This is a genomic window from Nostoc sp. FACHB-133, from assembly GCF_014698055.1.
Taxonomy (GTDB): Bacteria; Cyanobacteriota; Cyanobacteriia; order Cyanobacteriales; family Nostocaceae; genus Nostoc.
Genome location: NZ_JACJSH010000015.1, coordinates 52,029 through 78,712, shown reverse-complemented (window position 1 = coordinate 78,712; position 26,684 = coordinate 52,029). Strand labels below are relative to the sequence as shown.

The following is a 26,684-nucleotide window of genomic DNA, read 5'->3' as shown; positions in this document are numbered from 1 at the left end:
AAATGCTTGCTTTTTATCTCAAACTGTGAAAAACTTTGGTATGTAAATAAACTACGGTTTGCCGATCAAGTTAAAGGATTTTTCTAGTCTGGCTAAATGAGCCATAAATAGAGGCTACTGAGAAGTCCTCAAGTAAATGGGCAAACAGATTTCTGAATATTTTGCAGCATCGATGGGGTGAAGACTTGATGCTTAAGACTTTATCGATGGGGGGAAATTGTAAATGCTGAAGACGTTAACAACCGATTTTGAACTCGACTTAGAAGCAGATGTGCTTGTGATTGGAGGTGGGCCAGCTGGAACTTGGGCGGCTTGGAGTGCTGCATCAAGTGGAGCAAAAGTTGTCCTGGTAGACAAAGGATATTGTGGTACGACTGGATGCGCTGCTGCGTCTGGAAATGGTGTGTGGTATGTGCCACCTGACCCAGAAGCACGAGAAACTGCAAAGGCGAGTCGGGAATCGTTGGGTGGGTTTTTGTCCGATCGCAATTGGATGGATCGAGTACTAGATCAGACCTATGCAAACGTCAATCAGTTAGCAGAGTGGGGTTATCCCTTCCCTACCGACGATGAAGGCAAACCCTATCGGCGATCGCTGCAAGGGCCTGAGTATATGCGGCTGATGCGGCGGCAAATTCAACGTGCTGGAGTCAAGATTTTAGACAACAGCCCCGCTTTAGAACTACTGGTTGATGATGATGGTGCTGTTGCTGGTGCAACAGGTGTGAACCGTCAGACTGATGAGAAATGGATAGTGCGATCGCAGTCCACAATTATCGCAACAGGCGGCTGTGCGTTTCTCAGTAAAGCGTTAGGATGCAACGTCCTAACAGGGGATGGTTATTTAATGGCTGCTGAAGCAGGTGCCGAGATGTCGGGTATGGAATTTTCCAATGCCTATGGCATCTCCCCCGCTTTTTCTTCAGTTACCAAAACCCTGTTTTATAATTGGGCAACTTTCACCTACGAAGACGGTAGTGTGATTCCGGGTGCAAGTTCTCATAGACGGTCAATAATTGCCCAGACATTACTGCAACAGCCAGTTTACGCCATCATAGACAAAGCGGCGGAATCAATGCGGCCATCTATGCGTTTAGCACAGCCCAACTTCTTTTTACCCTTTGATCGTGCAGGAATCGATCCATTTACTCAACGTTTCCCTGTGACTCTGCGCCTAGAAGGAACTGTGCGCGGTACGGGAGGAATTCGCATTGTCGATGAGACTTGTGCTAGTTCTGTACGGGGACTCTATGCGGCTGGAGATGCCGCCACACGCGAACTAATTTGTGGCGGATTTACTGGCGGTGGTAGTCATAATGCGGCTTGGGCAATATCTTCTGGCTATTGGTCGGGCAAATCGGCTGCTGAATATAGTCGCAGTTTGGGAGAATACAAAACTCAACGCCATGTTAAGGGTGTTGGAGAAGTAGGATTACAAAGTGGGAGCGTAGCTTGCCGCCGAAGGCATCGCTCCTTAGCAACTGATGAAATTATTCAAGCAGTCCAAGCTGAAGTATTCCCTTACGAAAAGAACTATTTCCGTACAGAACAAGGCTTAACAGAGTCTTTGGTTAAGCTCAATCATCTTTGGCAAGAACTCCGCAGCAGCCAGGTAACATCAGATAAAGAGCTAATCCGGGCGCGAGAAGCTACGGCAATGGTAGCCACAGCACGATGGATGTACAGCAGTGCCATTGAACGTAAAGAAACTCGTGGTATGCACAAACATCAAGACTATCCAGAACTTGATGCTAACCAGCAACATCATCTGATTAGTGGCGGATTAGATCAGGTTTGGGTGAAGAGTCAGCCGCTAAATACAGAAATGCCTTTATCTAAAATAGGAGCAGCAGTGTGATTGAGTTGGTCAGCGAATCGCGGTGCATAAAATGTAATATCTGCGTGAACATTTGTCCAACCAACGTGTTTGACCGTGTAGCTGATGCGCCGCCAACCATTGCTCGACAGAGTGACTGTCAAACCTGTTATATGTGCGAATTGTATTGTCCAGTTGATGCTCTTTATGTAGCACCAGAAAGCGATGTGAAAACTTCAGTCAACGAGGCAGAATTGGCAGAAGTTGGGCTACTGGGTAGTTATCGGGAAAACATCGGTTGGGGACATAAACGCACTTCAACAGCAAAAGCCGATCAAACATTCCAAATTTTGAAGCAGATGAAATAGTAACGCGATGTGCAACTTATCTTTAGAACCCCGCTTCCATTCCTCTCCCCCACAGGGCTATGGTGTTACACAACTCGAATTACCCCCCTTAATCCCCCCTTGTAAAGGGGGGAAATAGGAAATCTAGTTCCCTCCCCAATACATACGGGGAGGGTTAGGGTGGGGTAAAATCCAGATTCATCAGGTATTTCAGACTTGTGTATACACCGCAGCCCCCACAGGTAGAAAGGCTTTGATTCCTGCTCCCCTTCCCTTGTAGGGAAGGGGTTGAGGGTTAGGTTTGAGAGAAAGTTGCACACGGCATATAGTACGGCGGAGAAAAAAGTGATGCTGTCGTTCAAAGTAGTAACAGGTTCTATCAATAAAAATAAATTTACTTCCAGATTATCAACCTCAGTGGCTTGTGTCCTACTGCTACTAACTACAGCATGTAGCCAAGGCGAAACTAAATCTGCTCAATCCATTGAGGCTGTTAATGTCAACAACGCTGTCGCTGCATCTAATAATATTTCTACCCTACGAATAGGTTATGTAGGTAGTTCAGAACCTACAGGGGCACTTGGTTGGGCCAAGAAAAAGGGGATATTAGCGCGGGAGTTGCAAAAAGCAGGATTTAAAAACATTACTTTTGCAAGGTTTTCTAACGGGCCGGATCTAAATGAGGCGCTTGTCGCCGGACAATTAGATGTTGGTTCTCTAGGCGATACACCAGCCATAGTTTTGAAAGCTAGGGGCCAGGAAACCCGACTGTTGCGGATCAGCCAATTTAATACAACCGCCTGGTTAGTAGCGAAAAAGAATGGTGCGCGATCGCTTGCTGAACTGAAGGGTCAAAAAATAGCTACCCAAAAAGGCTCTTATATGCACCGATACCTGCTGGGACTATTAGCTGAAGCTAAAATTGCCAAGGATGTAAAAGTTGTTCACTTAATGACTACTGAGGCAAAAGCGGCTTTAGAACGTGGTGATATAGCAGCTTATGCAACTTCAAGTGATTTGGGGCCTTTTCTGAAATCACAAGGGTTTCCAGTTATTGATTCTTCTGCGAATCATAAAGGTCTTTCAGGGACATCATTAGTTGTAGCAACTGAAAGTTTTCTGGCAAAACAGCCTGATTTCCCACAGAAATTTAATGCAATTCTCACAGAAGCAGCGAAGGATTTAAAAGCTAATTCTGAAGAATATTATCAGTACCATGCTCAAACTACTAAATATCCCATCGATATTATAAAAGTATCGTTCCCACTCAAACAGGTATCAGAAGAACCATTACCAGCCGAGGGAGTGAAACTTTTAGAGGGAACAAAGAAATTTTTAGTCTCGCAGGGTTTAGCAAAGTCGGACTTTAAATTAACAGACTGGGTTGCTGAAGAAAAATAAGAAATGGGGACTTGTACTGAGCGTTCGCGTAGCGTCTCGAAGAGAAGCCGAAGTAGTGGGGGAGATGAGGAAGATGAGGAGGCAAAAATCAGTAACTTTTCTGAGCAAGAAAAACAAATTTCTGTAATTAAGTCTTTTAAAAAAGCAACTTCCAAGCTCAAAGGTGCAACTTCCAAGCTCAAAGGTGCAACTTCCAAGCTCAAAGGTGCAACTTCCAAGCTCAGAGGCTCAACTTCCAAGCTCAGAGGCTCAACTTCCAAGCTCAAAGGTGCAACTTCCAAGCTCAAAGGCTCAACTTCCAAGCTCAAAGGCTCAACTTCCAAGCTCAAAGGTGCAACTTCCAAGCTCAGAGGCTCAACTTCCAAGCTCAAAGACTCAACTTCCAGGCTTATAAACTTACGACTCACGCAATAACTCTCTAAAACTCTTATTCCTTCGTGTCCTTTGCGCCTTTGCGGTTCGTTTTTCCATTATTTTGCGTAAGTCCTGTAACTTTCCGCTTCCCTCTTGACCAATACATTTGAAAATCTAGGTAAAATGGCCATGACTATTGCACTAGACCGTCCACATAAAACCAAGTCTGCTCAAATTCGGGAAAAATTGGGTTATCCGATCATTGATACCGATGTACATACCCAAGAGTTTCCCCCAGCATTCTTAGACTATTTAGAGCAAGTTGCTGGAACTGCGATCGCAGAGCGTTTTCAAGAACACTTACCCGGTGCATCTCGCTCTAAATGGTTTAAACAATCTTGGGAAGAACGCCGTGCTAACCGCACTGCACGCCCTCCCTTCTGGACTCGTCCCACTAACGATCCCCTAAATTTGGCTACCATTAGCTTACCGAAGTTGCTGCACGAACGCTTGCAAGAAGCAGGGACAGACTTTGCCGTTGTGTACCCCAACTTGGCAACAATGGCTCCACACATCGGGAATGAAGAAATGCGGCGGGCTGTTTGCCGTGCAGCTAATACTTATCATGCTGATATTTTCCGCCCTTATAGCGATCGCTTAACACCCATTGCTGCTATCCCCATGAATACGCCCGAAGAGGCGATCAAAGAGTTGGAATATGCGGTAAATATTCTCGGACTCAAAGCAATTCAAATCCCCGGACATATCCGCCGCCCCATCCCCGCCTTTGAGAAATATGGTGAAGAAGTAGCCAACGAAGCCATCTGGATTGACACCTTTGGCTTGGATAGTAAATATGATTACGATCCCTTCTGGGCGAAGTGTGTAGAACTGAAAGTTGTACCCACCACCCACTCTTCCGGTATGGGCTGGATCAATCGGCGTTCCATTAGCAATTACCAATACAACCATATTGGTCACTTTGCATCGGCTGCGGAAGCACTATGTAAATCTTTATTCTTTGGTGGTGTAACTCACCGCTTCCCCACACTCAAGTTTGCCTTTTTAGAAGGAGGTGCAGCTTGGGGTGCTAGTTTGTACACCGATTTGATTTGGCATTGGGATACTCGTAATAAAGATCATTTGGTGGAAAACAACAATCCAGCCAATATTGATCGCGAAGAATTGTTAGAACTATATACCCGTTACGGTGGCGAATTAATACATGGTCGTTTGGATAAACTAGGTAGCGGTTTAGGTTTCCACTCTGAGTTATTATCTCCTCTAGAACCAGGTGATTTGGATGAATTCGCCGTTGCAGGAGTTACCAAGCCAGAGGATATCCGCGATCGCTTCTTGAATCACTTCTACTTCGGTACAGAATCAGATGATACCCGTGTAGCTCAAGCCTTTAACCGGAAAGCCAACCCTTATGGCGATCGCGTTAAAGCATTTTTGGGTTCCGATTCTGGTCATTGGGATGTACCTGACATAACTGCGATCGCTGCTAATACATATTCAATGGTAGAACGCAAAATTATCAGCGAAGAAGATTTGCAATACTTCCTATCAATTCACCCCTTGGAGTTATACACCAGCCTTAATCGTGATTTCTTCAAAGGTACGGCTGTCGAGAAAACAGCAGATGAATTTTTGGCTGCGAAAGAGACGCGATAAATCGCCGTCTCTACAAAGGATTGATTCTGCGTCTTTGCCAATCCCCATAAACAATTTGAATAATTTAGGGTAAACTATCATGACGATTGCTCTAGACCGTCCACAAAAAACCAGGTCTGCTCAAATTCGCGAAAAACTTGGTTATCCAATCATTGACACCGATGTACATACCCAAGAATTTGAACCAGCAGTCTTGGATTATTTAGAACAAGTTGGTGGAACTGAACTTGTCGAACGTTTCAAAGAGAATTTGCCAGGATCTTCCCGTTTTAAGTGGTATAAGCAAAGTTGGGAAGAACGTTTTGCTTATCGCACCAATCGCCCTAACTGGTGGGGTCGTCCAACCAAAAATACTTTGAATTTGGCTACTATTAGCTTGCCAAAGTTGCTGCATGAGCGCTTGCAAGAAGCAGGTACAGACTTTGCCGTTGTATACCCCAACTTGGCAACAATGGCCCCAAATATCGGCAACGAAGAAATGCGGCGGGCTGTTTGTCGGGCAGTTAACACCTACCATGCTGATATTTTCCGTCCTTATAGCGATCGCTTAACACCCATCGCCGCCATCCCACTGCACACTCCCGAAGAAGGGATTGAAGAGTTGGAATATGCGGTGAATGTTCTCGGACTCAAAGCAATTCAAATCCCAGGTTATGTCCGTCGTCCAATTCCTGCCTTTGAAAAATACGGCAAAGAAGTCGCTAACGAAGTGGTTTGGATTGATAACTTTGGCTTAGATAGCGAGTATGATTACGATCCATTCTGGGCTAAGTGCCAAGAACTAAAAGTTGTACCCACAACTCACGCTTCTAGCCAAGGTTGGACAACTCAGCGTTCTGTCACCAACGCCCAGTACAATCACATTAATCACTTTGCCTTTGCAGCAGAAGCATTATGCAAATCGCTGTTCTTTGGCGGAGTTACTCGCCGCTTCCCACAATTAAAGTTTGCCTTCTTGGAAGGTGGTTCAGCTTGGGGTGCTAGTCTATACGCCGATATTATTTGGCATTGGGAAACCCGCAACAAACAACATTTGTTGTCAAATAACAATCCTGCTATTATCGACAAGGAAGCACTAGTAGAACTGTACACCCGCTACGGTGGCGAACTGGTAGATGGACGCTTAGATAAAATTGGTGACGGTTTAGGATTCCACCATCAATTATTGGCTCCTGAAGATCCAGGCGAACTCGACGAATTTGAACTAGCGGGAATAGAGAAGCCAGAAGATGTGCGCGATCGCTTCTTGAATCATTTCTACTTCGGTACAGAATCAGACGATACCCGTGTCAGCCAAGCGTTTAATCGTGCAGCTAATCCCTTTGGCGATCGCGTTAAAGCCTTCTTAGGTTCCGATTCCGGTCACTGGGATGTGCCAGATATCACCGCTGTTACTGCCAACGCCTACTCAATGGCAGAACGCGAAATCATTACCGAAGAAGACCTCCGTTACTTCCTCTCAATCCATCCCTTGGAGTTGTATACCAGCCTCAATCAAGACTTCTTCAAGGGTACAGGTGTTGAAAAAGCCGCCAACGAATATCTGGCTGCTAAGAAATAACTGTTATTAGTCATTAGTCATTAGTCATTTGCAAAGGACAAAGGACTAATGACAAAGGACAATCACAACGTTCCATGTTCCATTTCCTCTGTTCACTTGTAGCGTGGGCCTTGCCCACTCTACATTTCTCCTAAATAACGAACCGCAGAGGCGCAGAGGACACGGAGAAATGAGAGTTTAAAAAAATATCCCCAAACTGATGCAAAGATTCTTTCTATTTCTCCTCTCTCTGCGTTCTCTGCGCCTCTGTGGTTCGTTTATTTGGATAAATTTATTTCTTATCCCTTACCTAAATCCAAAATTGATATGACTCAACTAAAAACACTTCCCACCTACGACCCAAGTTTATTTGAGGGAGCCGCTGAGGGCTACGCTCAATATAGAACCAAATACCCACCAGTTGTATTCGACAAACTAGCTGAAATATTTAATCTCAATGGTGAAGGACGACTCCTTGATTTAGGTACTGGCCCAGGATTAATTTCAATTGGTCTGCGAACCAGATTTGAGGAAGTTGTGGCGATCGATCCCGATCCAGAAATGATTGCAGAAGCTAAACGCCAAGCAGCAGCAGTTGGAGCAAATAATATTACTTGGTTAGAACAAGGAGCCGAGTTAATCGACTCTAGTTTAGGGAAATTTAAGTTAACCACTATTGGTAGAGCCTTCCACTGGATGGAACGTGAATTAGTGCTTGAACGCCTTTATGAATTGCTAACTGATGATGGTGGATTAGCACTGCTTCAGACTGGTGATAACCCTTGGGAAAGCAATCTACCTTGGAAACAAGCTGCTATTGGAGTAGTCAAAAAATGGTTAGGTGAAGAACGGCGGACTGGACAACGAGGACAAGGGACTCGTAAGCCAGTTGATCCTCCCCATGAAGTCGTAATTGGCAATTCAGCTTTTGCTCGTCAAGAAAACTATGAAGTGCCATTTGAAAAATCTTGGACTATCGATAGCTATCTCGGCTATTTATACACTACAGCCTTCTCTCTGAAAATTTTCTATGGCGATAAAGCTCCAGCATTTGAAAAGGATCTTAGAGAAGCCCTGCTAGCAGTTGAGCCATCTGGACATTTCACAGAAGAACTCAAAGCTACAATCTTAGTCGCTTGGAAGCACTAGCAAAAAAGATAGAGTTTTACTCAAAGATTTCAATCTTCCACTAGCACGACACTGGAGTGAGCCTTTCTCACTCCACTTCCTAAATTTTTGCCTCCTAACTATTCAAGTTTCAGTTCCTCGAGTCGTTGCGGGGTGGGTAATACCCACTCTCTTCCCTAATTTCATCAGTAAAGTTTTTGAAGTTATAAAAACATTTACTGATTGGAGCTTTCAAAAAACATTTTCGTTCTTGATATTGCAATTAATCATCATTGCTCTAACCACCTAGAGGAGATCAATAAAACAACCCATGCCAGCTTTAAAAGGAAAGTTTGAATTTAGAAAAAGCCCAAGAACAACACGTCGTTCTTTGCTATTTGCTTTGGGCTACTGCTTAATGCTATCGACGACCCTATCAAGTTGTAGTGAAGCCAAAAATAACACTCAACAGTCAACAACTTCCCCTGGGTCAGTAGTTTCATCTAGCGCTACAGAGAAGTCAACTGAGAAGCAAGTAGTAAGGATTGTACGTTCAAAACAACTTTCCGCTTTAGCAGTTTTAGAAAAGCAGGGTTCCTTAGAAAAGCGATTAGAGCCTCTGGGTTTTAAAGTGCAGTGGGCTGAGTTTGCGGCTGGGCCACAACAGCTAGAAGCCCTGAATGCAAATGGATTGGATATTGCATCTACAGCCGAATCGCCTCCTGTATTTTCACAAGCAGCAGGAGCGCCCCTTGTTTATCTAGCTACTACACGTCCTAGTGGTAAAGCTATTTCACTTTTAGTTCCTGTAAATTCTTCAATTAAAAGTGTGACTGATTTGAAGGGTAAAAAAGTAGCTTTTCAGAAAGCCTCTATCGGCCACTATCTATTAGTTAAAGCATTAGAAGATGCGGGATTAAAACTGAGCGATGTTCAATCAGTTTTCTTAGCACCGGCAGATGCAAATGCGGCATTCAGTCAAAATAAAGTGGATGCTTGGTATATTTGGGAGCCATTCGGTACCAGAAATGTACAAAACAAAATAGCTCGTGTTTTAGCAGATGGTGGTAAGTTGCGGGATACTGGGAATTTTTACTCAACTTCGCGCCAATTTTATCAGGCTCATCCTGATGTAATCAAAGTATTTTTAGAGGAGTTAGAAAAGTCAGAAATCTGGACGAAGGATCATCCCAAAGAAGTTGCACAACTGCTTGCCCCTGTAACTCAGCTAGATCCACCGACTCTAGAAATAATGCACAATAAATACGATTATGGGCTGCTACCAATTACTGAGAAAACTATTACCAAGCAACAAGAAGTTGCAGATAAATGGTATAGCCTTGGACTTATCCCGAAAAAAGTGAATGTTAGAGATGGCTTTTTAACCCCTGAAGAATACGCCAAAATTACTCCTTCAGATGTATTAGCGAATAAGTAGTTATACCCAAAAGGAAATTAAAACACAGGAGAATATTATGGCTACCTCGACTTTGACAAAGGTTAAAATAAGTCCTATCGATGCTCCTTTGGGAGCGATAGTTACCGATCTTGATGCCACTCAAGCGATCGCACCTGAAGTTATATTACAACTTAAGGAAGCTTTGCGCGATCGCCATATCTTGATCTTCAAAGACCAAAAGCTCTCTGATGAACAGCTTTTGAACTTTGCCTTATATTTTGGCGCACTCTTTGTACCATCTGATGAAACTCCAGTATTAGCTTCTAAACCGGGAGAAACGCCGGTGGTGATTTCGATTTCTAATGTTGATGGCGGCTATACCGGTACTGGAGAACTAACTTTCCATTCTGACCACAAATGGACTCCCACCCCGTCTAGTGGTTCGCTGCTTTATGCTTTGGAAATACCAACTCATGGTGGAAATACTTATTGGTTAAATACTAATTTGGCCTATGAGGCGTTAGATGAAACCACCAAAGAACGGATTGCAGATTTACAGCTAATTACCTACAACCCATTCTTACAAGACCGGAATGCACCGCGTCCTTTATATCGTTTAGATAAGAATATTCCTTTAATAAGCCCTGTTTTTCCCCATCCTTTAGTTAGGACACATCCAGAGAGTGGTAAAAAGCATCTTTACTTAGATGCCGCGACAGAAGTTGAAATTGTCGGGTTAGAACCAGAAGAAGGTTCTAAATTGATTGAACAGTTGCGTCAGCATCTAAATCAACCCAAATTCTACTACCAACACAAATGGTCTGTAGGTGATATTGTCTACTGGGATAATCAAGCCACCTTGCATTACCGTCAAGCATTTGATCCAAATGAGCGACGGGTTTTAAAACGAGTTAGTCTTGCAGGTAGCCGTCCTTTTTAGGTTTTATTATCTAGACAGATATAACGCCTTGAAAAACTGAAATCTACTTTTAAAAATGGGGTGGATGACTACCACCCTCGTTCTTAAATAAGATAATAAAAAACACTTAAGTTATCATAATAACTCTATATATTAATCCGCCTTTATTCTGACAATTACTAGTCTTAACAATAATTGTAAACAACCCTTTTTGAGTTGTGCGAATTTTTTATAAATCAAATACAAACTCTATTTAATTTTAGTTCTTAAAATAAATATTGCTCAAACCACACTCACAAAAATAAATTTACAAAAAACCTTCTTATCTCTGCCAGGTAGTGTTTATTAACACTTTATTCAAAGACCAAATCCGATAAAATATAAACCAATACAGTTCAGTCAAACAGTTTTTTACTTCTCTTTATTCTCTCTGTGTACTCTGCGCCTCTGCGGTTCATTAAAAAAATGACTTTGACAAAGAGCGTTAACCTTAATTGAACCGTATTGATATATCAACTGTATTTAATAACCAATTTGCTGAAACACAATATTACAGTAAAAAGTTTTCTATTAAAGGAGACAATAGAGTTTCATGGCATTTTTTAAAGATTTGCAACAATTTGATATATCTATTAACAAGCCGATAAAATCGAAAATCGAGAATTTAAAGCCTTTTTTGCCAACAATAAATCTGATATCTAATAAAAGCCTAGCTATCAAAGCAGAAGCTAAATATAAAATTGAACGTAACTATCTATCTTTACTTGTAGCTGCTTTCTCTCTCACAATCCCAATGAGCATAGTTGGTTGCAGCCAAGAAAATAAAACAACTCAGAACGAAGCATCTGCAATTAGTACAGAAACTCAAAACCAATCAGTTTCTAATACTCCCCAAAAGCAAGAAGTGCGAGTTATTTCTTCTAAGCTTGGTTCACTTGCAGTTATGAGGAAACAGGGAACTCTAGAAAAAAGTTTGGCAGCGAAGAATTTTACTGTCAAGTGGTTAGAGTTTGCTGCTGGGCCACAAGCTTTAGAAGCATTAAATGCAGGTTCTCTTGATATTGCAGCCACAGCCGAATCACCGCCAATATTTGCCCAAGCCGCAGGTACACCACTTGTCTATGTAGTAACTACAGCATTTAATGGTAAAGGTGTTTCTTTTTTAGTGCCAAAAAACTCTCCAATTAAAAGTGCTGCTGACTTTAAAGGCAAAAAAGTCTCTTTTCAAAAAGCTTCTATTGCTCACTATGTTTTGCTGAAAGCACTACAAAAAGATCAGCTAAAGCTTACTGATGTTCAATCTATTTTCTTACCACCTCCAGATGCAAATGTTGCTTTTAGCCAGGGTGGACTTGATGTTTGGGTAACTTGGGAACCATATATTACAAGAGCCCTACAAAAAAATATTGGTCGTGTATTAATAGATGGGCAAGGACTCCAAGATTTAGGGGGATTTTATTCTACCTCGCGTAAATTTGCGAAAGAGCATCCTGAAGTTCTCAAAATTTTTCTGGAGGAGCTGACAAAGGCTGATGAATGGTCTAAAAAGAATCCCGATAAATTAGCAGAACTCGTTTCTCCTGATGTTGGTATTGATGTTCCTACCTTGAAGAAAATTCAAGCCAAATCAGTTTATGGGTTGCTACCAATTACTGAAGAGGTTATCAATAAGCAACAAAAAATTGCCGATTTGTGGTATAGCCAAGGACTCTTACCAAAGAAGGTTAATGTTAGAGATGGTGTATTAACCCCAGAAGAATATGCGGCTTTTATACCAGAATCAATTAAATCTAAATAGGAAATTATTAACTTTAAAAAGCTTAAATCATTTAAAAGTTTATTTTTTCCTGAGAGCAGAAATTATTTTATCTTGGAGTCGTAAAAATGTTGAACAATACTGTAATAAAAACTTCACCAATTATCAGAAAATTTGCATTGTTGGTAATGCCTGGCTTTTTAGCTTTATCTACCACATTAACTAGTTGCACATCACCCAGTGAGAATACAAATAGTGCAACCGAACCAAAAGCAGATCCAGCAGCAACAAAAACTATTGCTCTGAAAACAAAACTTCTAAGAATGGGTTATCAAAGCTCTGGTGACTTAGTGAGAGTGAGAGGAGTTTTAGAAAAGCGTTTAGAACCCTTGGGTGTCAAAGTTGAGTGGGCACAATTTGCCCAAGGGCCGCAATTAATGGAAGCGATGAATGTCGGCAAAATTGATGTCGGTTCAGTTGGAGAAACTCCTCCTATTTTTGCCCAAGCTGCTGGTGCAAGAATTGTCTATCTTGCTGGTAGACGAATTACTGCTACTTCCGGTAAAGGGAGTGCGATTGTAGTTCCTAAAGGTTCTCCTATTAAGAGTTTAGCGCAAATTAAAGGACAAAAAGTAGTTTTTCAAAAAGGTTCTGCATCCCACTATTTTATCATTCAAGCCTTAAAAGAAGTGGGTTTAAAATATAGTGATATTCAAGTATTAAGTATGCCCAATGTGGAAGCCCGTGGTGCATTTATTCAGGGCACTATTCCAGTTTGGGTAACTGGCGATCCTCATTTAGCTTTGGTAGAAAAACTCCACGGTGCGCGGGTGCTGCGAGATGCGACAAATATCGGTACTCCAGGCGGATACTATGTAGGAACACGAGAGTTTGCTAAGGAAAATCCCGAATTACTTCGGATTATCTTGGAAGAGATTGATAAAAATGGTCAATGGGCGGAAGCAAATCGTCAAGAAGTAGCCAAACTCATAGCACCTGTACTTAAAATTGATTTACCCATTCAAGAAATAATTTCTGGACGCGCTAATTATCGATTAAAAGGAATTACCCCAGAATTGATGAAAGCTCAACAAAATGTTGCCGATTTATTTTATAACGAAAAAATCTTGCCTAAAAAGATTGATGTTCAAGAAGCACTGCTGACATCCCAAGAATATGCAGCTATTACTCCACCAACATTGATCAGTGAAAAATAGAAACTAATCAGATTATGATACCTAGAATACCAATGTAATAATTTTGGAAGGACTTCTCTTCCAAGCATTTTCTTAGGTGTACACACATCTCTGTGTACACCAAAACAACCCTTTTAGGGAGCATCACACACGTAAAGTCTAAAGCGAAATCACATAGAGCCAGGTTATATTCAGCTATTAAATTAGCGATCGCTTCTACTAATTTACCTTGCTCTCATAATTTGGCAAGATGCCTGTAAAATTAGGCTGAAAGTACTTGCTTGGCGTTAATTTATCACGAATGGGGTAGTAGTGCTTCATCTAGGATGCTACTGGTGTCACATTTGCCATTATTAAAAATATTTTGTTAAAAGTGCCTCACCGGGTTCTCCCATCTGGTATAATACCTTTTCAATTTGCTTCATAGCAAGTGGCGAAGGTCGTGTTCGTCCATTTTCCCATCGGTTTACAGTGTGGAATGAAACCCCTAACATAGTTGCCAGTTTTACCTGGGATAGTTTGAGGCACTGCCGAGTCTCACGAACCAACAGTGCAATGCTTGGCTGTTTGATTGCAGGCATAGGCTAAATATATTTTATTTTTTTACAAGATATTGCAATATAGCAGATGCTATAACTCTGACTGCACCTATCTATGGTTATAAAGGTTGTAATTTGATGGTTATGTACTACATCAACTATTATGCAAGCTATTTAAGCTATTAATAGAGTTGTTCCAATCTAGGAAATAGAAAATATGAGAGTTTGGCTTGCTTGCTTTTTAGTGCTGTTTGCCTTGGCAGAATTATTTGACTGGTTGCAAGAATTTAATTTGCCATTACCTATCTATATTTTGGGTGGCGCTTTTTTAGCTGTTGCTTCTAACTATGATAAGATTGTTGGCTCCTATTTTGACGATCCAAGTATCGAAGCATCGCTCGAACAACCCCGGTTAGATTCACTAACACCATCTACTAATCCTATTTCTTTCCCTATTACCAGTGCTGTTGAAGATACTCCAACATCTCAAACAGATCATTAGTGCCATTGCGCGACCCTGATGGCGAGCAATGGGAGAGAATAAGAGCGAACTAGCGTCATAGCCTGTCGTAGACATCGCTTATTTCTATAGTTGATGCTGCGCGTCAGCTTGCTTTAAGAGTAGAAATACGCCAAGGTTTCTCACCAACAAGTAAATTGCTACATTAATAGAGAAGCTCAGGTTAATTAGCTTTTAACCTAGAGTCCGAAAATTAACTTTTGCGCCTGCAACATCTACCCAATTCAGGCTACTGCCGCAACGCTGTGATTAGTGGACTATTAAAAAAACTCCGTGTCCCTTTTATCAAAGTTCAGGATTCCCGTGAAACTTCCAAGAACAAAAGCTGGTTGCAAATTATTTTAGTTACCAGTGTGGGAGTCACCGCCTTTATCTGGGGAATTCGGGAACTCAAATGGTTACAGCCTTGGGAGTTAAGAGTTTATGATGAAATGTTGCGATCGCGTCCAGCACAAGCACTTGATAAGCGGATTTTGCTAGTAAAAATCACTGACGACGATCTCAAACGAGAAAAATGGACTATATCAGATCGGACAATTAATCAGCTATTAAAAAAAATCGAGTCTTATCAACCGCGAATTGTTGGTTTATATCTTTTTCAACCAGAAGACAACAATTTGGCAACTAATTTCCCAAATCAAGATAACATTGTCAGCACTTGTTTGTTCAGTAGTTTGGGTAGAGATGAAATTCCACCACCAACTAATTTTCCTATAGATAATGTTGGGTTTAGCGATGTCGTTTCTGACAATGAAAACGACCAAATTCTCCGCCGTAGTTTGTTATTTGCTTATTCTACAGACAATAAATGTACAACATCATTTGCATTTGGGGCGCTAATAGGAATTAATTATCTAGAGAAACAAGGTATTGAATACAAGTTTACTAATAAAGGAGAATTACAGTTAGGTAAAACTCTCTTTCCGCGTTTACAACCTAATTCTGGTAGCTATCAACATCTGGATACAGATGGCTATCAAATATTATTAAATTACCGTCACCCTAACAGCCTCGCCGACCAAGTAACCCTAAGAGATGTTCTTAGTGGCCGAGTCAACCCCAATTTAGTTAAAGACCGCCTTGTAATTATTGGCACTACGGCTGCTAATCTCCCTCCTGGTGGTTTCTATACACCCTACAGCACTTTGCCGGATCAGCCAGCTAAAATGCCTGCTCTGTTTATTCATGCACAGATAGCAAGTCAACTTATCAGTACAGTGTTGGATGGGCGACCTCTAATTTGGTATTGGCCAGACTGGGCAGAATTTATTTGGATGTGGGGCTGGTCGCTTTTAGGTGGAATTATCGTATGGCGGTGGCAAAATCCCTTGCTGTTGCTAGTGGTGGGAGGGACAACCCTACTTGGGTTAGTAGGAATCTGCATTGGTTTGTTTTTGCAAGCTGGATGGGTGCCTTTAGTTCCCTCTGCTCTTACTTTGGTTGTTAGTAGTATTTGTGTAATTGCTTATACTAGCTACCAAAATCAGCGACAAACTCAGGTAATTATTCTGCAAGTTGAAAAACAACAAGAAGTGATCGCACAATTAAATATACTCTTAGAAGACAAAACAGCAATTCCCGATTCGTCTCTTGACTTTCCTCCTCCAATTGATTCACCAGAAATAAAATCAGGTAATTTGCTTTTGGGTGGACGCTACAAAATTTCTCAAGTTCTTGGTTCAGGTGGATTTGGTCGGACTTATTTAGCACAGGATACTCAACGACCGGGTAATCCTACTTGTGTAGTTAAAAAGTTAATGCCAGCCCGTCAAGATACACGATTTTTGCAAGTTGCTCGCAGGTTGTTTCATAGTGAAGCTGAAATATTAGAAGCTTTGGGTAAACATCATCAGATTCCCGAACTACTTGCTTATTTTGAAGATGACCAAGAATTCTATTTAATTCAACAATATATCGAAGGACATACTTTAAGTGAAGAATTACCACCTGTACAGGATGTGCAAAGTGAATCATTTGTCATAGAGATGTTCAAACAAGTTTTAGAAGTTCTAGAATTTGTTCACCAGCATCGAGTAATTCATCGTGATATCAAACCAACTAATATTATTAGATGCGCTCAAGATAATCGGCTGGTATTGATTGATTTTGGTGCAGTCAAATTGATGCAACCGCCGACTAGCGATCAAACAGAATTAGCCACAGTAGCCATCGGGACACGGGGTTATGCACCTCCAGAACAATTTGCTGGTCATCCCCGCCTATGCAGTGACATTTATGCTTTAGGGATGATTGGTATTCAAGCCATAACTGGAATACCACCGCAAGAACTCCACCCAGATCCAGAAACGGGGAATGTGATGTGGCGGCAAACAGTGCCAGTCAGGGAAGAATTGGCGGTCATTTTAGATAAAATGGTTTGCTATCATTTTAGCGATCGCTATCAATCAGCCGCCGCAGTTTTACAAGATTTAAAACGTATTTAGCCCAATGGATTGTATAGGATATGACAACAGCGAACATACAAATTACCAGAGTGCTGTCAGGCAGCAGAAGGCTCTCTTACTTTACCTAACATAACTTTTGTAATGCCTTAGTAATCAATTGCTGCGACCAAAAAATACAGCAGCGACAATAATTAAACCTAAAAGCGCTAGAGGAACCCAGAGATTAGGAATATCTGACAAACTCATATTTAATTACGAATTACGAATTACGAATTATTTTAAACCAATGCCTCCTTTAGCGAATTCTTCAACCGTTTTCTGTGAAAATTCATGAGTTGCGATCGCTTGCAACATTGCCAATGGTAAAGTCAAATGATGGGCCCCGGCTTGCAATGATGCGGCTGCTTCTTCGGGAGATTTGATACTAGCTGCCAAAATCTCTGTATCACTGCCTTTGAGGACGCTAGCCATATCCCGCACTAAGGCAATACCGTCACCTAACAACCGCGTAGCCCGATTTACATAAGCTATGGCAATTTTAGCTCCCGCCTCCCGTGCTACTGCTGCTTGTGCTGCACTGTAAATTGCTGTCACTGAACAGGTAATTTCTGAGGATAGACTCGCCACCACTTCAAAACCTAACGGTGTTGCGGGAATCTTTAAAATTGTTTGTGAACCAATAATCTCAAAAGCTTTTCTACCTTCAGCTAGCATCCCAGCTTTATCAGATGCCACGAGTTGATAGTATAACGGGCCAGAAGTCAAGGCAACCAAATTTTTGAGCGTGGTTTCTGGTGGAGTATCGCTTTGAGACAACAGCGTGGGATTTGTGGTAATGCCTTTCACCCATCCCCAAAGCTTAACAACTTCGGCTTCAGATGCGATCGCTGAGTCTAGATAAATTGCCATAATTTCCCCCGATCAATTCCCCAATATTAATCTATGCTCGGCTCCAGAATACATCAAAACGACTAAGCTACCACTGTCTTATGAATTGGTAGCGTAACTATAAACTCTGAACCTTGCCCTAGTTCTGAATTGACTTGGATGCTTCCCCGATGCTTCTCCACCACAATTTGACGAGAGATCGCCAACCCTAATCCTGTTCCTTTCCCTATTTCTTTTGTTGTAAACACATGGTCAAAAACCTTTTGCTTGACTTGATCGCTTATTCCAACCCCATTATCCTGAATCCGGATCTGAATCCTCTGCCCATCCTCAATCAAAGCGGTATAAATTCCGATCCGATTTGGATTTTCCTCAATTTCTTTAAGTGTGCGTCCTCGATTAGCTTCTTCGATCGCATCAATTGCATTGGCTAGAAGATTCATAAAAACCTGATTAAGTTGTCCAGGAAAGCACTCAATTGGTGGCATCTCACTGTAGCTTGTAGTAATTTTAATTTCTTGTCGAGACTCATTCGCTTTGAGGCGATGCTTGAGAATCAAGATCGTACTATTGATACCGTCATGAATGTTGAAGAAAATAGGATGATCATGGTCTGCTCTGGAGAAAGTGCGTAGGCTTGTGCTGATGTCATGAATTCGCACAACTCCTTCCTTCATAGAGTTCAACAATTTGGGTAGGTCTTCCCGGATATAATCGAAATCGATCGCTTTAAGCTTATCGCTAATCTCTGCATCAGTCCTGGGAAACTTCTGTTGGTATAGATCAATCAGTCTTAGCAAATCTCGAACATAATCCTCGGCTGGAGCAAGATTCCCGGCAATAAACCCCAACGGATTGTTGATTTCATGGGCAACTCCAGCAACTAAATTACCAAGCGCAGACATTTTTTCACTCTGAACCAGCTTCAGTTGAAAATCTTGCAGATTCTGCAAGGTTTGCATAAGTTGTTCAGTCTGTAGCTGTAACTGCTTTCCCGATCGTCGAAGTTCCTGTTCAACGAGTTGCCGTTCTCTATTCTCCATCCTCAAGGGTTGATACAGAAAATAGTACAATGCTGGTGAGACTAGAATTGACAACAACCCACCATCTACAAAAGGTTCAAAAAGCTCGGGAAGCTTTGGCACGATCAAAAAGAGAAACATCACCAATACTTCAGCAGTAAATATCGAAAATGCTGTTCCAGCCAGAAAAAACCAAGGAGAGCTGGATCTTGATAAATGAACAAGCCGTTGAAGTGTTAACAAGTGCATATCGTGGGTAAAGTCAGCTTACAGACCCGTCTTTACTAGGAGCAAATATCACGAGTTAGTTTTAGTAAGCCCACTTTTCCTTGCTGTCTAACGGCTTAGTGCTTGTCAAGAAATAAGTTTTTGAGCAGGTCTTCTGCTTCCTGCCTTTTGCCTTGTCCACGACACGCTTCGCGATCTGCCTCCTACCTTTCTTTTGACATTGCTTTCAAGAGATAATTCCTTTTACACAGCAGCCTACACGGAGAACTTAAGATGACATCTCCAGAAACGGTTATATGGCTACAAGAACGCACCACTTTAGGAATTCTCTCGCCTGAAGTGTTAAATGCGATCGCTCAAGAAATTGAAGAACAAGTAGTGAGTGCCGAAACTGACTTGGTTAGTGAAGGCAATTCTCCAGAAGCCCTTTATATTCTTGTAGAAGGTCAACTCGAAAGCAATAGCACCAATCAAAGCAACCCAGCCTTAGCTTGTGGATTCCTTCCCGGAGCAGTGATTGAACTCAAAGAATTACTGTTAGATGAATTCACTCCATTCACAATTACTACCGTAACCGAATGTCATTTGTGGGTTGTGCCTGGTGATAAATTTCGGAAATTAGTCACCCAATACCCCGAAATTGCTCAGGCTTTTTCGCGTCAATTGGCTCAAGAATTAGCTCAGGCAACATCTGCACTTGGCTATGAACAAGAACGTTCTGTAGCTTTGCGGCCATATTTAGTTACCAAAGCACAACGCGGAATTGTGGGTACAAGTCGCTATGCTGTGCGGCTGCGGGAGCAAATTCGAGAAGCGGCTGCTGACCGCAAATCAGTGGATATTTTCGGAGAACCAGGGTTAGAAAAAGACAATATAGCAGCACTTATCCACTTTGGTTCTCCAAAACGGCGAGAACCAATAATTAAAGTAAATTGCGGTATTCTGCAAACGAGCGGTGCAGACTTATTTGGTCGAGCCGGTGGTAAACCAGGACTTTTGGAATGGTTGGGGGAAGGTACTTTAGTTCTCAATAATATCCAAGAATTGCCCGAAGAATTATTGCCTCCCGTGACGCAGTTGCTCAAAGCTGGTACATATACACCCGTCAGTCGTTCTGGAGAAACAGCACCCGAACCTCGCCCCAGTAAAGCCAGAATTCTGATTGTTTCAGAAAAAACTCAGCCGACAATTGAACGCTGTATTGGTCACATTATTAAAGTACCGCCGCTACGGGTGCGGAAAGCTGATATTCAGGCGCAGGTTGAATATTATACTAGTCTCTACATTCGCTCTAGAGGCGTTCCGAAACCGCATATTACCCCAGAAGCTTTGCGTCGCCTCCAGTCTTATGATTTTCCTGGGAACCTCAAAGAACTGAAAAATCTAGTTGAAAGAGCGATCGTGCAAGCGGAAGGTGCTAATGAATTAACAGAAGAAATTTTCTGGCCAGCCGAAGCGAAGAAAAAACGATTTCGCGTAAATCTGTTAAATGCCTATCCTAATTTGCGGCGGTTTTTGCGTAGTCCTTGGTGGCCTGATCGCATTAACTATGGTTTTACTGCAACAGCTTTTGCGATTATTGTTGCAGTTTTATTTATTGGGCCACAAACCCGCGATCGCAATTTCGTATTAAATCTATTTTGGGCTTGGTGGTGGCCTTTCTTCTTATTTCTCTTTCCCTTTTTGGGACGCATCTGGTGTTCTGTTTGTCCCTTTATGATTTACGGCGAAATTACCCAAAAGTTATCTCTCTGGCTGTGGCCACGACAACTCAAACGCTGGCCGAGACAGCAAGCTGAGAAGTGGGGCGGATGGTTCATGTTTGGTTTATTCACCCTAATTTTCCTTTGGGAAGAACTCTGGCATTTAGAAAATACTGCCTACCTCAGTGCTTGTTTGCTGCTGTTAATTACTGCTGGGGCGATGATTTTCTCCGCCATTTTTGAGCGGCGGTTTTGGTGTCGATATCTCTGCCCCATTGGTGGGATGAATGGTTTATTTGCCAAACTCTCAATGACGGAACTCCGCGCCCAGCAAGGAATCTGTTCTGCCAGTTGCACCACCTATCAGTGCTATAAAGGTGGGCCACAAAAGGGCGAAGGGATGGAAACTAATGGATGTCCTTTATACTCCCACCCCGCGCAGTTAGAAGATAACAGAGATTGCGTACTGTGCATGACTTGCCTCAAAGCTTGTCCCCATCGTTCCGTTGAATTCAACTTGCGTCCCCCTGGAATTGAATTGTGGACAACTCATGTACCGCGTACTTATGAAGTAGCATTATTGTTTTTGCTGTTGGGTGGGATATATCTGCATCGCTTGCCAGAATTACAATCTTGGTTGGGTTTACAACTGGATTTAACTCAGTTTTGGCAGCACTTCGGATTATCGCTGCTAGTGTTAATTATCCCAGCGATCTTTACCTTTGGGGCTTATGGCTTGCTGAAATTGTTGAACTTTAACCGAAAGCCAAAATCATTTGTAGAACTTGCTTATGGCTATTTACCATTGGTGTTGGGCGGAAACTTAGCTCACTATTTGCGTTTGGGCTTAGGCGAAGGCGGGCGGATTTTACCTGTTACCTTTGCTACTCTTGGTTTGAGTGGAGAACAATTGCCAATATTGGTTGCTCACCCGGCTGTGATTGCTTTTTTGCAGGGTGCAACGATAATTTTCTCAGTGTTAATGACTATGTTATTAACTCAAAAAATTGCCAAGCAACCAGTGAAATCGCTCCTTGGGCAACACCTAACCGCGATCGCTTTGGCAGCTAGTTTGTGGGCAATTATCGTGTTCTAGCAATCGCTCCTTTGTATGCCATTCCACTCTAATCTTACTCCCCTTCCCTACAAGGGAAGGGGCTGGGGGTTAGGTCTGTATTATGACTAGAAAACCACTATATTCCACCAAGAAGTCTCTAATCACTTAGACTAAGTGCAAAAAGTGAGTTAAAAACATTCTTCTTCCCTACGAACGTGATAGAAAATACTTATATGATTTATGATTTTTGATTCATAGTGTAAGGATTACAGATAATGCATGTTCTAAAAAGATCCATCAAACCAGCACCTTATATATCATTCCTCCACATCTACCAAACTACTTGGGGGACAGCTGGTGATATTTGTTTAATCCGTGAATCGATTGCTGAAGAAAGTACAGCCAAGTTTATCGGTCATAAAGTCCAACTAGTAGTTCCAAAAGGGCTAGAGCGCGATCGCATCGCCAACTGTCCAATAATTAAAGTTGCAGGTAATGTCGGCGACGGGCATCCAAAAGAGCATCCGTTGGAATGGGAAGCTTATGAAGGTGTAAATGAAGAAATAGCTCTAGCGGCTCTCAAACCTTGGGGATTCAAGTTAATTGAACTCTAATATGGCAAACCAGGCTTCTAAATCCGCGATCGCCTGAAAATCCAACAATGCTTCACCGAGATTTTCTAATTGTTCTAAGGAGAGAGTTTCAATCCGGTCTAGCATCTCTTGGGGTAATTCTCCCACCCGTCGAGTAAGTTGACGGAGAATGAGCAATTGCCCTTCTGCTTTTCGTCCTTCTTCCCGTCCTTCTTCCCGTCCACGTTGTTCACCTTCAGCGAGAATTTCTTGATAAATTACTGACTCGCGCATCATACCCTCCCGAAATAATTGTCGAATTAAATCTTGATTGTATTTTAACCCCGCTAAGATTTGGGTATACGCGGAAATTTCTGGTCGTTGTCTTGGCTCAAGTTGATTAACTTTGACCACAACTTGTTGCAACAAAGCTTGGGGTTGCGTGCTTGCGGCCAGTGGTGCTAATGGTAACAAAGCTGGCTCATTGAGGAATAGTTCAGAATTTTCTTCCCATAAGCGAATCACGCGATATTCATGACGGGTAGTTTCGACACAGAAGACAGTTTCGATTACTGTTCCTGGTGCAGGGGGAAGCAATAATACGACAACTTGCGTTATTGGTAGACGATACAAACGATACAAGCGTACCCAATAATCTAGCATCCGCAAGGGTAGTGGCGGTGTAGATTCTAGTTTGGTTTGAAATTCCAGATGGAGAATGCGTCCTTGTAATTGTAAAAATGTTACATAATCAGCGCGAATCGGTTCAATGCTCAATTCGGTTTTGAGAACTGTGACGGAAGTTTGCGGTGTTCCTAATACCCAACTGGCAAAGGTAGCAGGATGTTTTTCGGACAGGAGTTTGCAGAGGTTATCAAAGGACATTAGCGATCGCTAACAATTGAACGAGGTATTGTTATTATCTCGTGCAGTGGTTTGAGTAGGCGATGTCTACGATGGTCACTGAGCTTGTCGTTCGCGCAGCGCCTCGTAGAGAAGTGCGGGCTACGCCTACGCACCATCACTCAGGCAAGCTCAGTATTATACTCTGAGCGTATCTTTTGAAATTCCTGTAATAATTACATTAATATTCCATTTCTGGCTAGGTTGAGTTATCAGACGGTAAAAAGATAACTGTAGCGGTTCCTGCTTGACTAGTAAAAAACCTAACTCCCTTCTCTTTCCCTACCAAGCAAAGGGCAGAAACAGCCTTTATTTCTAAAAAAATTACGAATTACGAATTACGAATTACGAATTACGAATTATACAAATGTATCTGCACATAATTAAAAAGCGATCGTCGCCCTTTTTCCTTTTTCCCTTTATCCTGCTGTTGACACTCCTCCTCGCGCTGCCTTGGGTAAGCGCGAAAGAATCGCTGAAGCCGAAGCCAGAAGCGTGGCAGATTAACGGTATCGTTGCTGCTCTTGATGATGGATATGACGGAGTTAAGAAACTCGCTTTTGAAAAATTCAATGAATATGATCTAAAAAATTTGAACTCGGTGGTTCAGAAACCAGAGGATATTGCGCTGAAAGCTGCGAAAATCCTCAAGGATAAAACCGTTGATAAAGATGTTCGTAGAGGTGCAGCAGTGGCATTGGCAAATCTGGGGGAGGCCGCCAAACCCTATGTCAAAGAGATTGTTGACATCTCCAAGGATAAAACCGTTGATAAAGATGTTAGTAGAGGTGCAGCAGAGGCATTAGGAAATCTGGGGGAGGCTACCAAACCCTATGTCAAAGACATCGCTGACATCCTCAAGGATAAAACCGTTGAACCTTATATTCGTTCCAGCGCAGCAGAGGCATTAGGAAATCTGGGGGAGGCTACCAAACCCTATGTCAAAGACATCGCTGACATCCTCAAGGATAAAACCGTTGAATATGAAGTCTTCATTACTCAGGGTGCAGTATCGGCATTGAGAAATCTGAGGGACGTAGATATAGGCATCTTCGACATCCGCAAGAAAAAAACTGTTGATGAAGATGTTCGTAGAAGTGCAGCAGTAGCATTGGGAAATCTGGGGGAGGCTGCCAAACCCTATATCAAAGACATCCTCGATATCCTCAAGGATAAAACCGTTGCACCTTATATTCGTTCCAATGCAGCATCGGCATTGGGAAATCTGGGGGAGCTTGCCAAACCCTACATCAAAGATATTCTCGACATCCTCAAGGATAAAACCGTTGACAAAGATTTTCGTTCCGGTGTAGCAAAGGCATTGGGAAAGATAGAACAACTCAACCTGAATAATATTGTTGTAATTCTGGATAGCATCTATTACGCAGGTCAATCAGAATTTGAACAGTGGCGATTTTTGACATATTTTCTGGGTGGCGGCACTGATGAAGTCAAAACACTGCTCACATGGCTGGGTTTTCCTGACACTAAAACAATTCCTGCTTCATTAACCCACGATCGCGGTGATAAAACTCTCAAAATATTTGCCCAAGCCTGGGAACCTAGCCAAGGTTTAACACGATTACGCGAAGACTTAGCAAAGCAAATTGCCGTAGTTGGGAGAAAAGTCTCTTGGCAACCACAAGATATTGTTATTTTAGAAACTCACTATAACAACCTCAAAAACGCCGGCTACAACGAAGCTGATTCGCTGCAATCAGTAATAGTTAACCTCAAAACTTGGCAGTGGTTGTTCAACGCCAGAACAACTATTTTGATTCATGCTGCCTTTTGGCTAGCCCTCATCTTCGCTTACCCCAAATTTCCGCAAGTTCAAGCCATCTTCTTCTGGAATCCTTGGGTAAGGCGTATTCTCGGTGTCGGCTACGTCGGCTTAATTCTCACCTGGGTTCCCTTTTTCCGCGAAAAGTTATTTGAACCCTTCAAACCTTCCCTACTAGCTGATGCCGGGTTAGATAATTTTAACCCCGAAGCTTACTTCCCAAATTCTAAAGTGAAAGTTCCGGGTGTAGATGAACCCGTACCAATTACCCAAGTGCTACCTAACATCAAAGGACAAGTCATTTTAGAAGGTGATTCTGGCTTGGGTAAGTCAATGTTTCTGCGCTATTTGGTAAAAACTTCTGGGCGGCTTGTGGTTTATCTACCTGCCCAGAAGTGTGACAAAGGGGTAATTGAGGCAATTCAAGCCAAGCTGCACGGCCAAGCACAAGATGCTGATTTTCTCAAGAATTTAATTTACAGTGGCGCATTAGATATTTGCATTGACGGACTCAATGAAGTTACCGCCGACACTAGGGCAAAAATCTGTCAGTTTGCCGAAAGCTATTTCCGGGGTAACATTATCATGACCACCCAGCCGCTTGAGTGGACACCACCCTCAACAGCCAAAATATATAAATTGCTCCCCCTTGAGGAACCGCAAATTCAGCAATTTCTGATTTCTCGTCAGCCACGACTACCCAAAAATGCCAAAGTTCAAGGTACTGATTATGAGCAAGCCACTGCTAGTTTTTTAACCAAAGCCCTCACTAATCAGCAATCACTACAAGAATTAACCGCCATTGAGAAGGTTCTCTCTAATCCAATGGATTTAACTGTGGTAGCGCTGATGCTATCCCAAGGCGAATACCCCGATTTGTTTCACTTGCAACAACATCAATATCAATTGATGGCAAGAGAATATTTGCAAGAGTGGAACCAGGAATTTCCCCTGAAAAAATTCTCCGATGCTGTCTATCAAATGCGGCTGAATGATGAACAGGCGTTACCTGCGGATGAATTTTATCAGGTATTACAGTCATTGGAAGACGATAAATATAAAATGGTTGTCAGCCGTCAGTGGCAAGACGAAAAAGGCGAAGCCAAAAGAGAATGGTATTTCCGCCACGATAAGATTATGGATTTCTTTTTAGTGCAGAACTTTCTCGGCGAGAGTGAAGAAGCTAAAAATCGGCTCCTTGACCACATGGACGACCCCCGTTTTCGTGGTGTCTACTTTTTGCTAGCAACCTTACTCCCGTTAGATGCAGCCAAAGAACTGAAGGAAAAATTAGTTCAATACGCCGCCGATACCAAAGACCATACTGTGAGTGATACCTTTGTGCAATTGTTGCGGCCAAGAGCGTGATATTAATTCGTAATTAAGAAAGAGACTTCTAGGCTGAGGGTCAATTCTTTAGGATTTACGCAAAACTACAGGCTGTAGAGACAATTTATGAATCATGGGATTCCGCCAACGCAAACTAAGGAAACAAGGGGCTTAAGCCCCTTGTCTGGAACCCACGGTGTAGACGCGGTTTATAACCGCCCTT

Annotated in this window: 20 protein-coding genes; 16 read left to right on the top strand and 4 right to left on the bottom strand. The window is 42.3% G+C overall.

From position 1 onward, the window contains the following. Positions 1-223: 223 nt before the first annotated feature. The 11 genes from H6G86_RS14440 (at position 224) to H6G86_RS14390 (ending at position 13,533) form a co-directional block, all read left to right on the top strand. Complete coding sequence (locus tag H6G86_RS14440) at positions 224-1,858, top strand: FAD-dependent oxidoreductase (protein WP_190934901.1); 1,635 nt, start codon at positions 224-226, stop codon at positions 1,856-1,858. Next, on the top strand, positions 1,855-2,184 hold the full coding sequence (locus tag H6G86_RS14435; protein WP_190934900.1) for a 4Fe-4S binding protein: 330 nt from the start codon (positions 1,855-1,857) through the stop codon (positions 2,182-2,184). Before H6G86_RS14440 ends, H6G86_RS14435 begins: the two co-directional genes overlap by 4 nt. A gap of 327 nt (positions 2,185-2,511) precedes the next feature. Beyond that, positions 2,512-3,564 carry an ABC transporter substrate-binding protein gene (locus H6G86_RS14430; RefSeq protein ID WP_190934899.1) on the top strand — a complete coding sequence of 351 codons (1,053 nt, stop codon included), beginning with the start codon at positions 2,512-2,514 and terminating at the stop codon, positions 3,562-3,564. A gap of 3 nt (positions 3,565-3,567) precedes the next feature. Beyond that, positions 3,568-3,978, top strand: coding sequence for a hypothetical protein (locus tag H6G86_RS14425; RefSeq protein WP_190934898.1), 411 nt, complete (start codon positions 3,568-3,570; stop codon positions 3,976-3,978). 129 nt (positions 3,979-4,107) lie between these two features. Continuing rightward, positions 4,108-5,595, top strand: coding sequence for an amidohydrolase family protein (locus tag H6G86_RS14420; RefSeq protein WP_190934897.1), 1,488 nt, complete (start codon positions 4,108-4,110; stop codon positions 5,593-5,595). A gap of 79 nt (positions 5,596-5,674) precedes the next feature. Continuing rightward, a complete protein-coding gene (locus H6G86_RS14415) occupies positions 5,675-7,156 on the top strand; it encodes an amidohydrolase family protein (RefSeq protein WP_190934896.1) in 1,482 nt (493 codons plus the stop codon). Positions 7,157-7,462: 306 nt separating this feature from the next. After that, positions 7,463-8,284 (top strand): class I SAM-dependent methyltransferase, encoded by an 822-nt coding sequence (locus H6G86_RS14410; protein ID WP_190934895.1) that lies wholly within the window; start codon positions 7,463-7,465, stop codon positions 8,282-8,284. 289 nt (positions 8,285-8,573) lie between these two features. Next, on the top strand, positions 8,574-9,680 hold the full coding sequence (locus H6G86_RS14405) for an aliphatic sulfonate ABC transporter substrate-binding protein (RefSeq protein WP_190934894.1): 1,107 nt from the start codon (positions 8,574-8,576) through the stop codon (positions 9,678-9,680). A gap of 37 nt (positions 9,681-9,717) precedes the next feature. Beyond that, positions 9,718-10,581, top strand: coding sequence for a TauD/TfdA dioxygenase family protein (locus H6G86_RS14400; RefSeq protein ID WP_190934893.1), 864 nt, complete (start codon positions 9,718-9,720; stop codon positions 10,579-10,581). Between the two features lie 571 nt (positions 10,582-11,152). Then, on the top strand, positions 11,153-12,358 hold the full coding sequence (locus tag H6G86_RS14395; protein ID WP_190934892.1) for an aliphatic sulfonate ABC transporter substrate-binding protein: 1,206 nt from the start codon (positions 11,153-11,155) through the stop codon (positions 12,356-12,358). 86 nt (positions 12,359-12,444) lie between these two features. Continuing rightward, entirely contained in the window at positions 12,445-13,533 is a 1,089-nt protein-coding gene (locus H6G86_RS14390) for a sulfonate ABC transporter substrate-binding protein (RefSeq protein ID WP_190934891.1), read from the top strand. Positions 13,534-13,865: 332 nt separating this feature from the next. Here H6G86_RS14390 and H6G86_RS14385 read toward each other — a convergent pair whose 3' ends face one another. Continuing rightward, complete coding sequence (locus H6G86_RS14385) at positions 13,866-14,093, bottom strand: helix-turn-helix domain-containing protein (protein ID WP_190934890.1); 228 nt, start codon at positions 14,091-14,093, stop codon at positions 13,866-13,868. A 175-nt stretch (positions 14,094-14,268) separates the two neighbouring features. On the opposite strand from H6G86_RS14385, the gene H6G86_RS14380 reads away from it, so the two are divergent. Next, complete coding sequence (locus H6G86_RS14380; RefSeq protein WP_190934889.1) at positions 14,269-14,553, top strand: hypothetical protein; 285 nt, start codon at positions 14,269-14,271, stop codon at positions 14,551-14,553. 263 nt (positions 14,554-14,816) lie between these two features. Beyond that, positions 14,817-17,015 (top strand): CHASE2 domain-containing protein, encoded by a 2,199-nt coding sequence (locus H6G86_RS14375; RefSeq protein WP_190934941.1) that lies wholly within the window; start codon positions 14,817-14,819, stop codon positions 17,013-17,015. Between the two features lie 234 nt (positions 17,016-17,249). Here the strand turns inward: H6G86_RS14375 and H6G86_RS14370 are convergent, their stop codons facing one another. Next, on the bottom strand, positions 17,250-17,885 hold the full coding sequence (locus H6G86_RS14370; RefSeq protein WP_190934888.1) for a transaldolase family protein: 636 nt from the start codon (positions 17,883-17,885) through the stop codon (positions 17,250-17,252). Between the two features lie 62 nt (positions 17,886-17,947). Beyond that, positions 17,948-19,009 (bottom strand): sensor histidine kinase, encoded by a 1,062-nt coding sequence (locus H6G86_RS14365; RefSeq protein ID WP_313931005.1) that lies wholly within the window; start codon positions 19,007-19,009, stop codon positions 17,948-17,950. Positions 19,010-19,387: 378 nt separating this feature from the next. On the opposite strand from H6G86_RS14365, the gene H6G86_RS14360 reads away from it, so the two are divergent. Together H6G86_RS14360 and H6G86_RS14355 are read left to right on the top strand one after the other, a co-directional pair. Then, positions 19,388-21,913, top strand: coding sequence for an AAA-type ATPase lid domain-containing protein (locus H6G86_RS14360; protein ID WP_190934886.1), 2,526 nt, complete (start codon positions 19,388-19,390; stop codon positions 21,911-21,913). Between the two features lie 236 nt (positions 21,914-22,149). Beyond that, positions 22,150-22,488, top strand: a complete 339-nt coding sequence (locus H6G86_RS14355; RefSeq protein ID WP_163932338.1) for a hypothetical protein — start codon at positions 22,150-22,152, stop codon at positions 22,486-22,488. Here H6G86_RS14355 and H6G86_RS14350 read toward each other — a convergent pair. Beyond that, positions 22,474-23,331 (bottom strand): DUF4351 domain-containing protein, encoded by an 858-nt coding sequence (locus tag H6G86_RS14350; RefSeq protein ID WP_190934885.1) that lies wholly within the window; start codon positions 23,329-23,331, stop codon positions 22,474-22,476. The two genes, H6G86_RS14355 and H6G86_RS14350, sit on opposite strands and share 15 nt — an antisense overlap. Before the next feature lie 385 nt (positions 23,332-23,716). On the opposite strand from H6G86_RS14350, the gene H6G86_RS14345 reads away from it, so the two are divergent. Next, on the top strand, positions 23,717-26,500 hold the full coding sequence (locus H6G86_RS14345) for a HEAT repeat domain-containing protein (protein ID WP_190934884.1): 2,784 nt from the start codon (positions 23,717-23,719) through the stop codon (positions 26,498-26,500). The last annotated feature ends 184 nt before the right edge of the window (positions 26,501-26,684 follow it).

Excerpts from the sequence above, each read along its gene's own strand:
- H6G86_RS14440 (WP_190934901.1), top strand. The coding sequence starts at position 224 with ATGCTGAAGACGTTAACAACCGATTTTGAACTCGACTTAGAAGCAGAT.
- H6G86_RS14430 (WP_190934899.1), top strand. The coding sequence starts at position 2,512 with ATGCTGTCGTTCAAAGTAGTAACAGGTTCTATCAATAAAAATAAATTT.
- H6G86_RS14425 (WP_190934898.1), top strand. The coding sequence starts at position 3,568 with ATGGGGACTTGTACTGAGCGTTCGCGTAGCGTCTCGAAGAGAAGCCGA.
- H6G86_RS14420 (WP_190934897.1), top strand. The coding sequence starts at position 4,108 with ATGACTATTGCACTAGACCGTCCACATAAAACCAAGTCTGCTCAAATT.
- H6G86_RS14415 (WP_190934896.1), top strand. The coding sequence starts at position 5,675 with ATGACGATTGCTCTAGACCGTCCACAAAAAACCAGGTCTGCTCAAATT.
- H6G86_RS14410 (WP_190934895.1), top strand. The coding sequence starts at position 7,463 with ATGACTCAACTAAAAACACTTCCCACCTACGACCCAAGTTTATTTGAG.
- H6G86_RS14405 (WP_190934894.1), top strand. The coding sequence starts at position 8,574 with ATGCCAGCTTTAAAAGGAAAGTTTGAATTTAGAAAAAGCCCAAGAACA.
- H6G86_RS14400 (WP_190934893.1), top strand. The coding sequence starts at position 9,718 with ATGGCTACCTCGACTTTGACAAAGGTTAAAATAAGTCCTATCGATGCT.
- H6G86_RS14395 (WP_190934892.1), top strand. The coding sequence starts at position 11,153 with ATGGCATTTTTTAAAGATTTGCAACAATTTGATATATCTATTAACAAG.
- H6G86_RS14390 (WP_190934891.1), top strand. The coding sequence starts at position 12,445 with ATGTTGAACAATACTGTAATAAAAACTTCACCAATTATCAGAAAATTT.
- H6G86_RS14385 (WP_190934890.1), bottom strand. The coding sequence starts at position 14,093 with ATGCCTGCAATCAAACAGCCAAGCATTGCACTGTTGGTTCGTGAGACT.
- H6G86_RS14380 (WP_190934889.1), top strand. The coding sequence starts at position 14,269 with ATGAGAGTTTGGCTTGCTTGCTTTTTAGTGCTGTTTGCCTTGGCAGAA.
- H6G86_RS14370 (WP_190934888.1), bottom strand. The coding sequence starts at position 17,885 with ATGGCAATTTATCTAGACTCAGCGATCGCATCTGAAGCCGAAGTTGTT.
- H6G86_RS14360 (WP_190934886.1), top strand. The coding sequence starts at position 19,388 with ATGACATCTCCAGAAACGGTTATATGGCTACAAGAACGCACCACTTTA.
- H6G86_RS14355 (WP_163932338.1), top strand. The coding sequence starts at position 22,150 with ATGCATGTTCTAAAAAGATCCATCAAACCAGCACCTTATATATCATTC.
- H6G86_RS14350 (WP_190934885.1), bottom strand. The coding sequence starts at position 23,331 with ATGTCCTTTGATAACCTCTGCAAACTCCTGTCCGAAAAACATCCTGCT.
- H6G86_RS14345 (WP_190934884.1), top strand. The coding sequence starts at position 23,717 with ATGTATCTGCACATAATTAAAAAGCGATCGTCGCCCTTTTTCCTTTTT.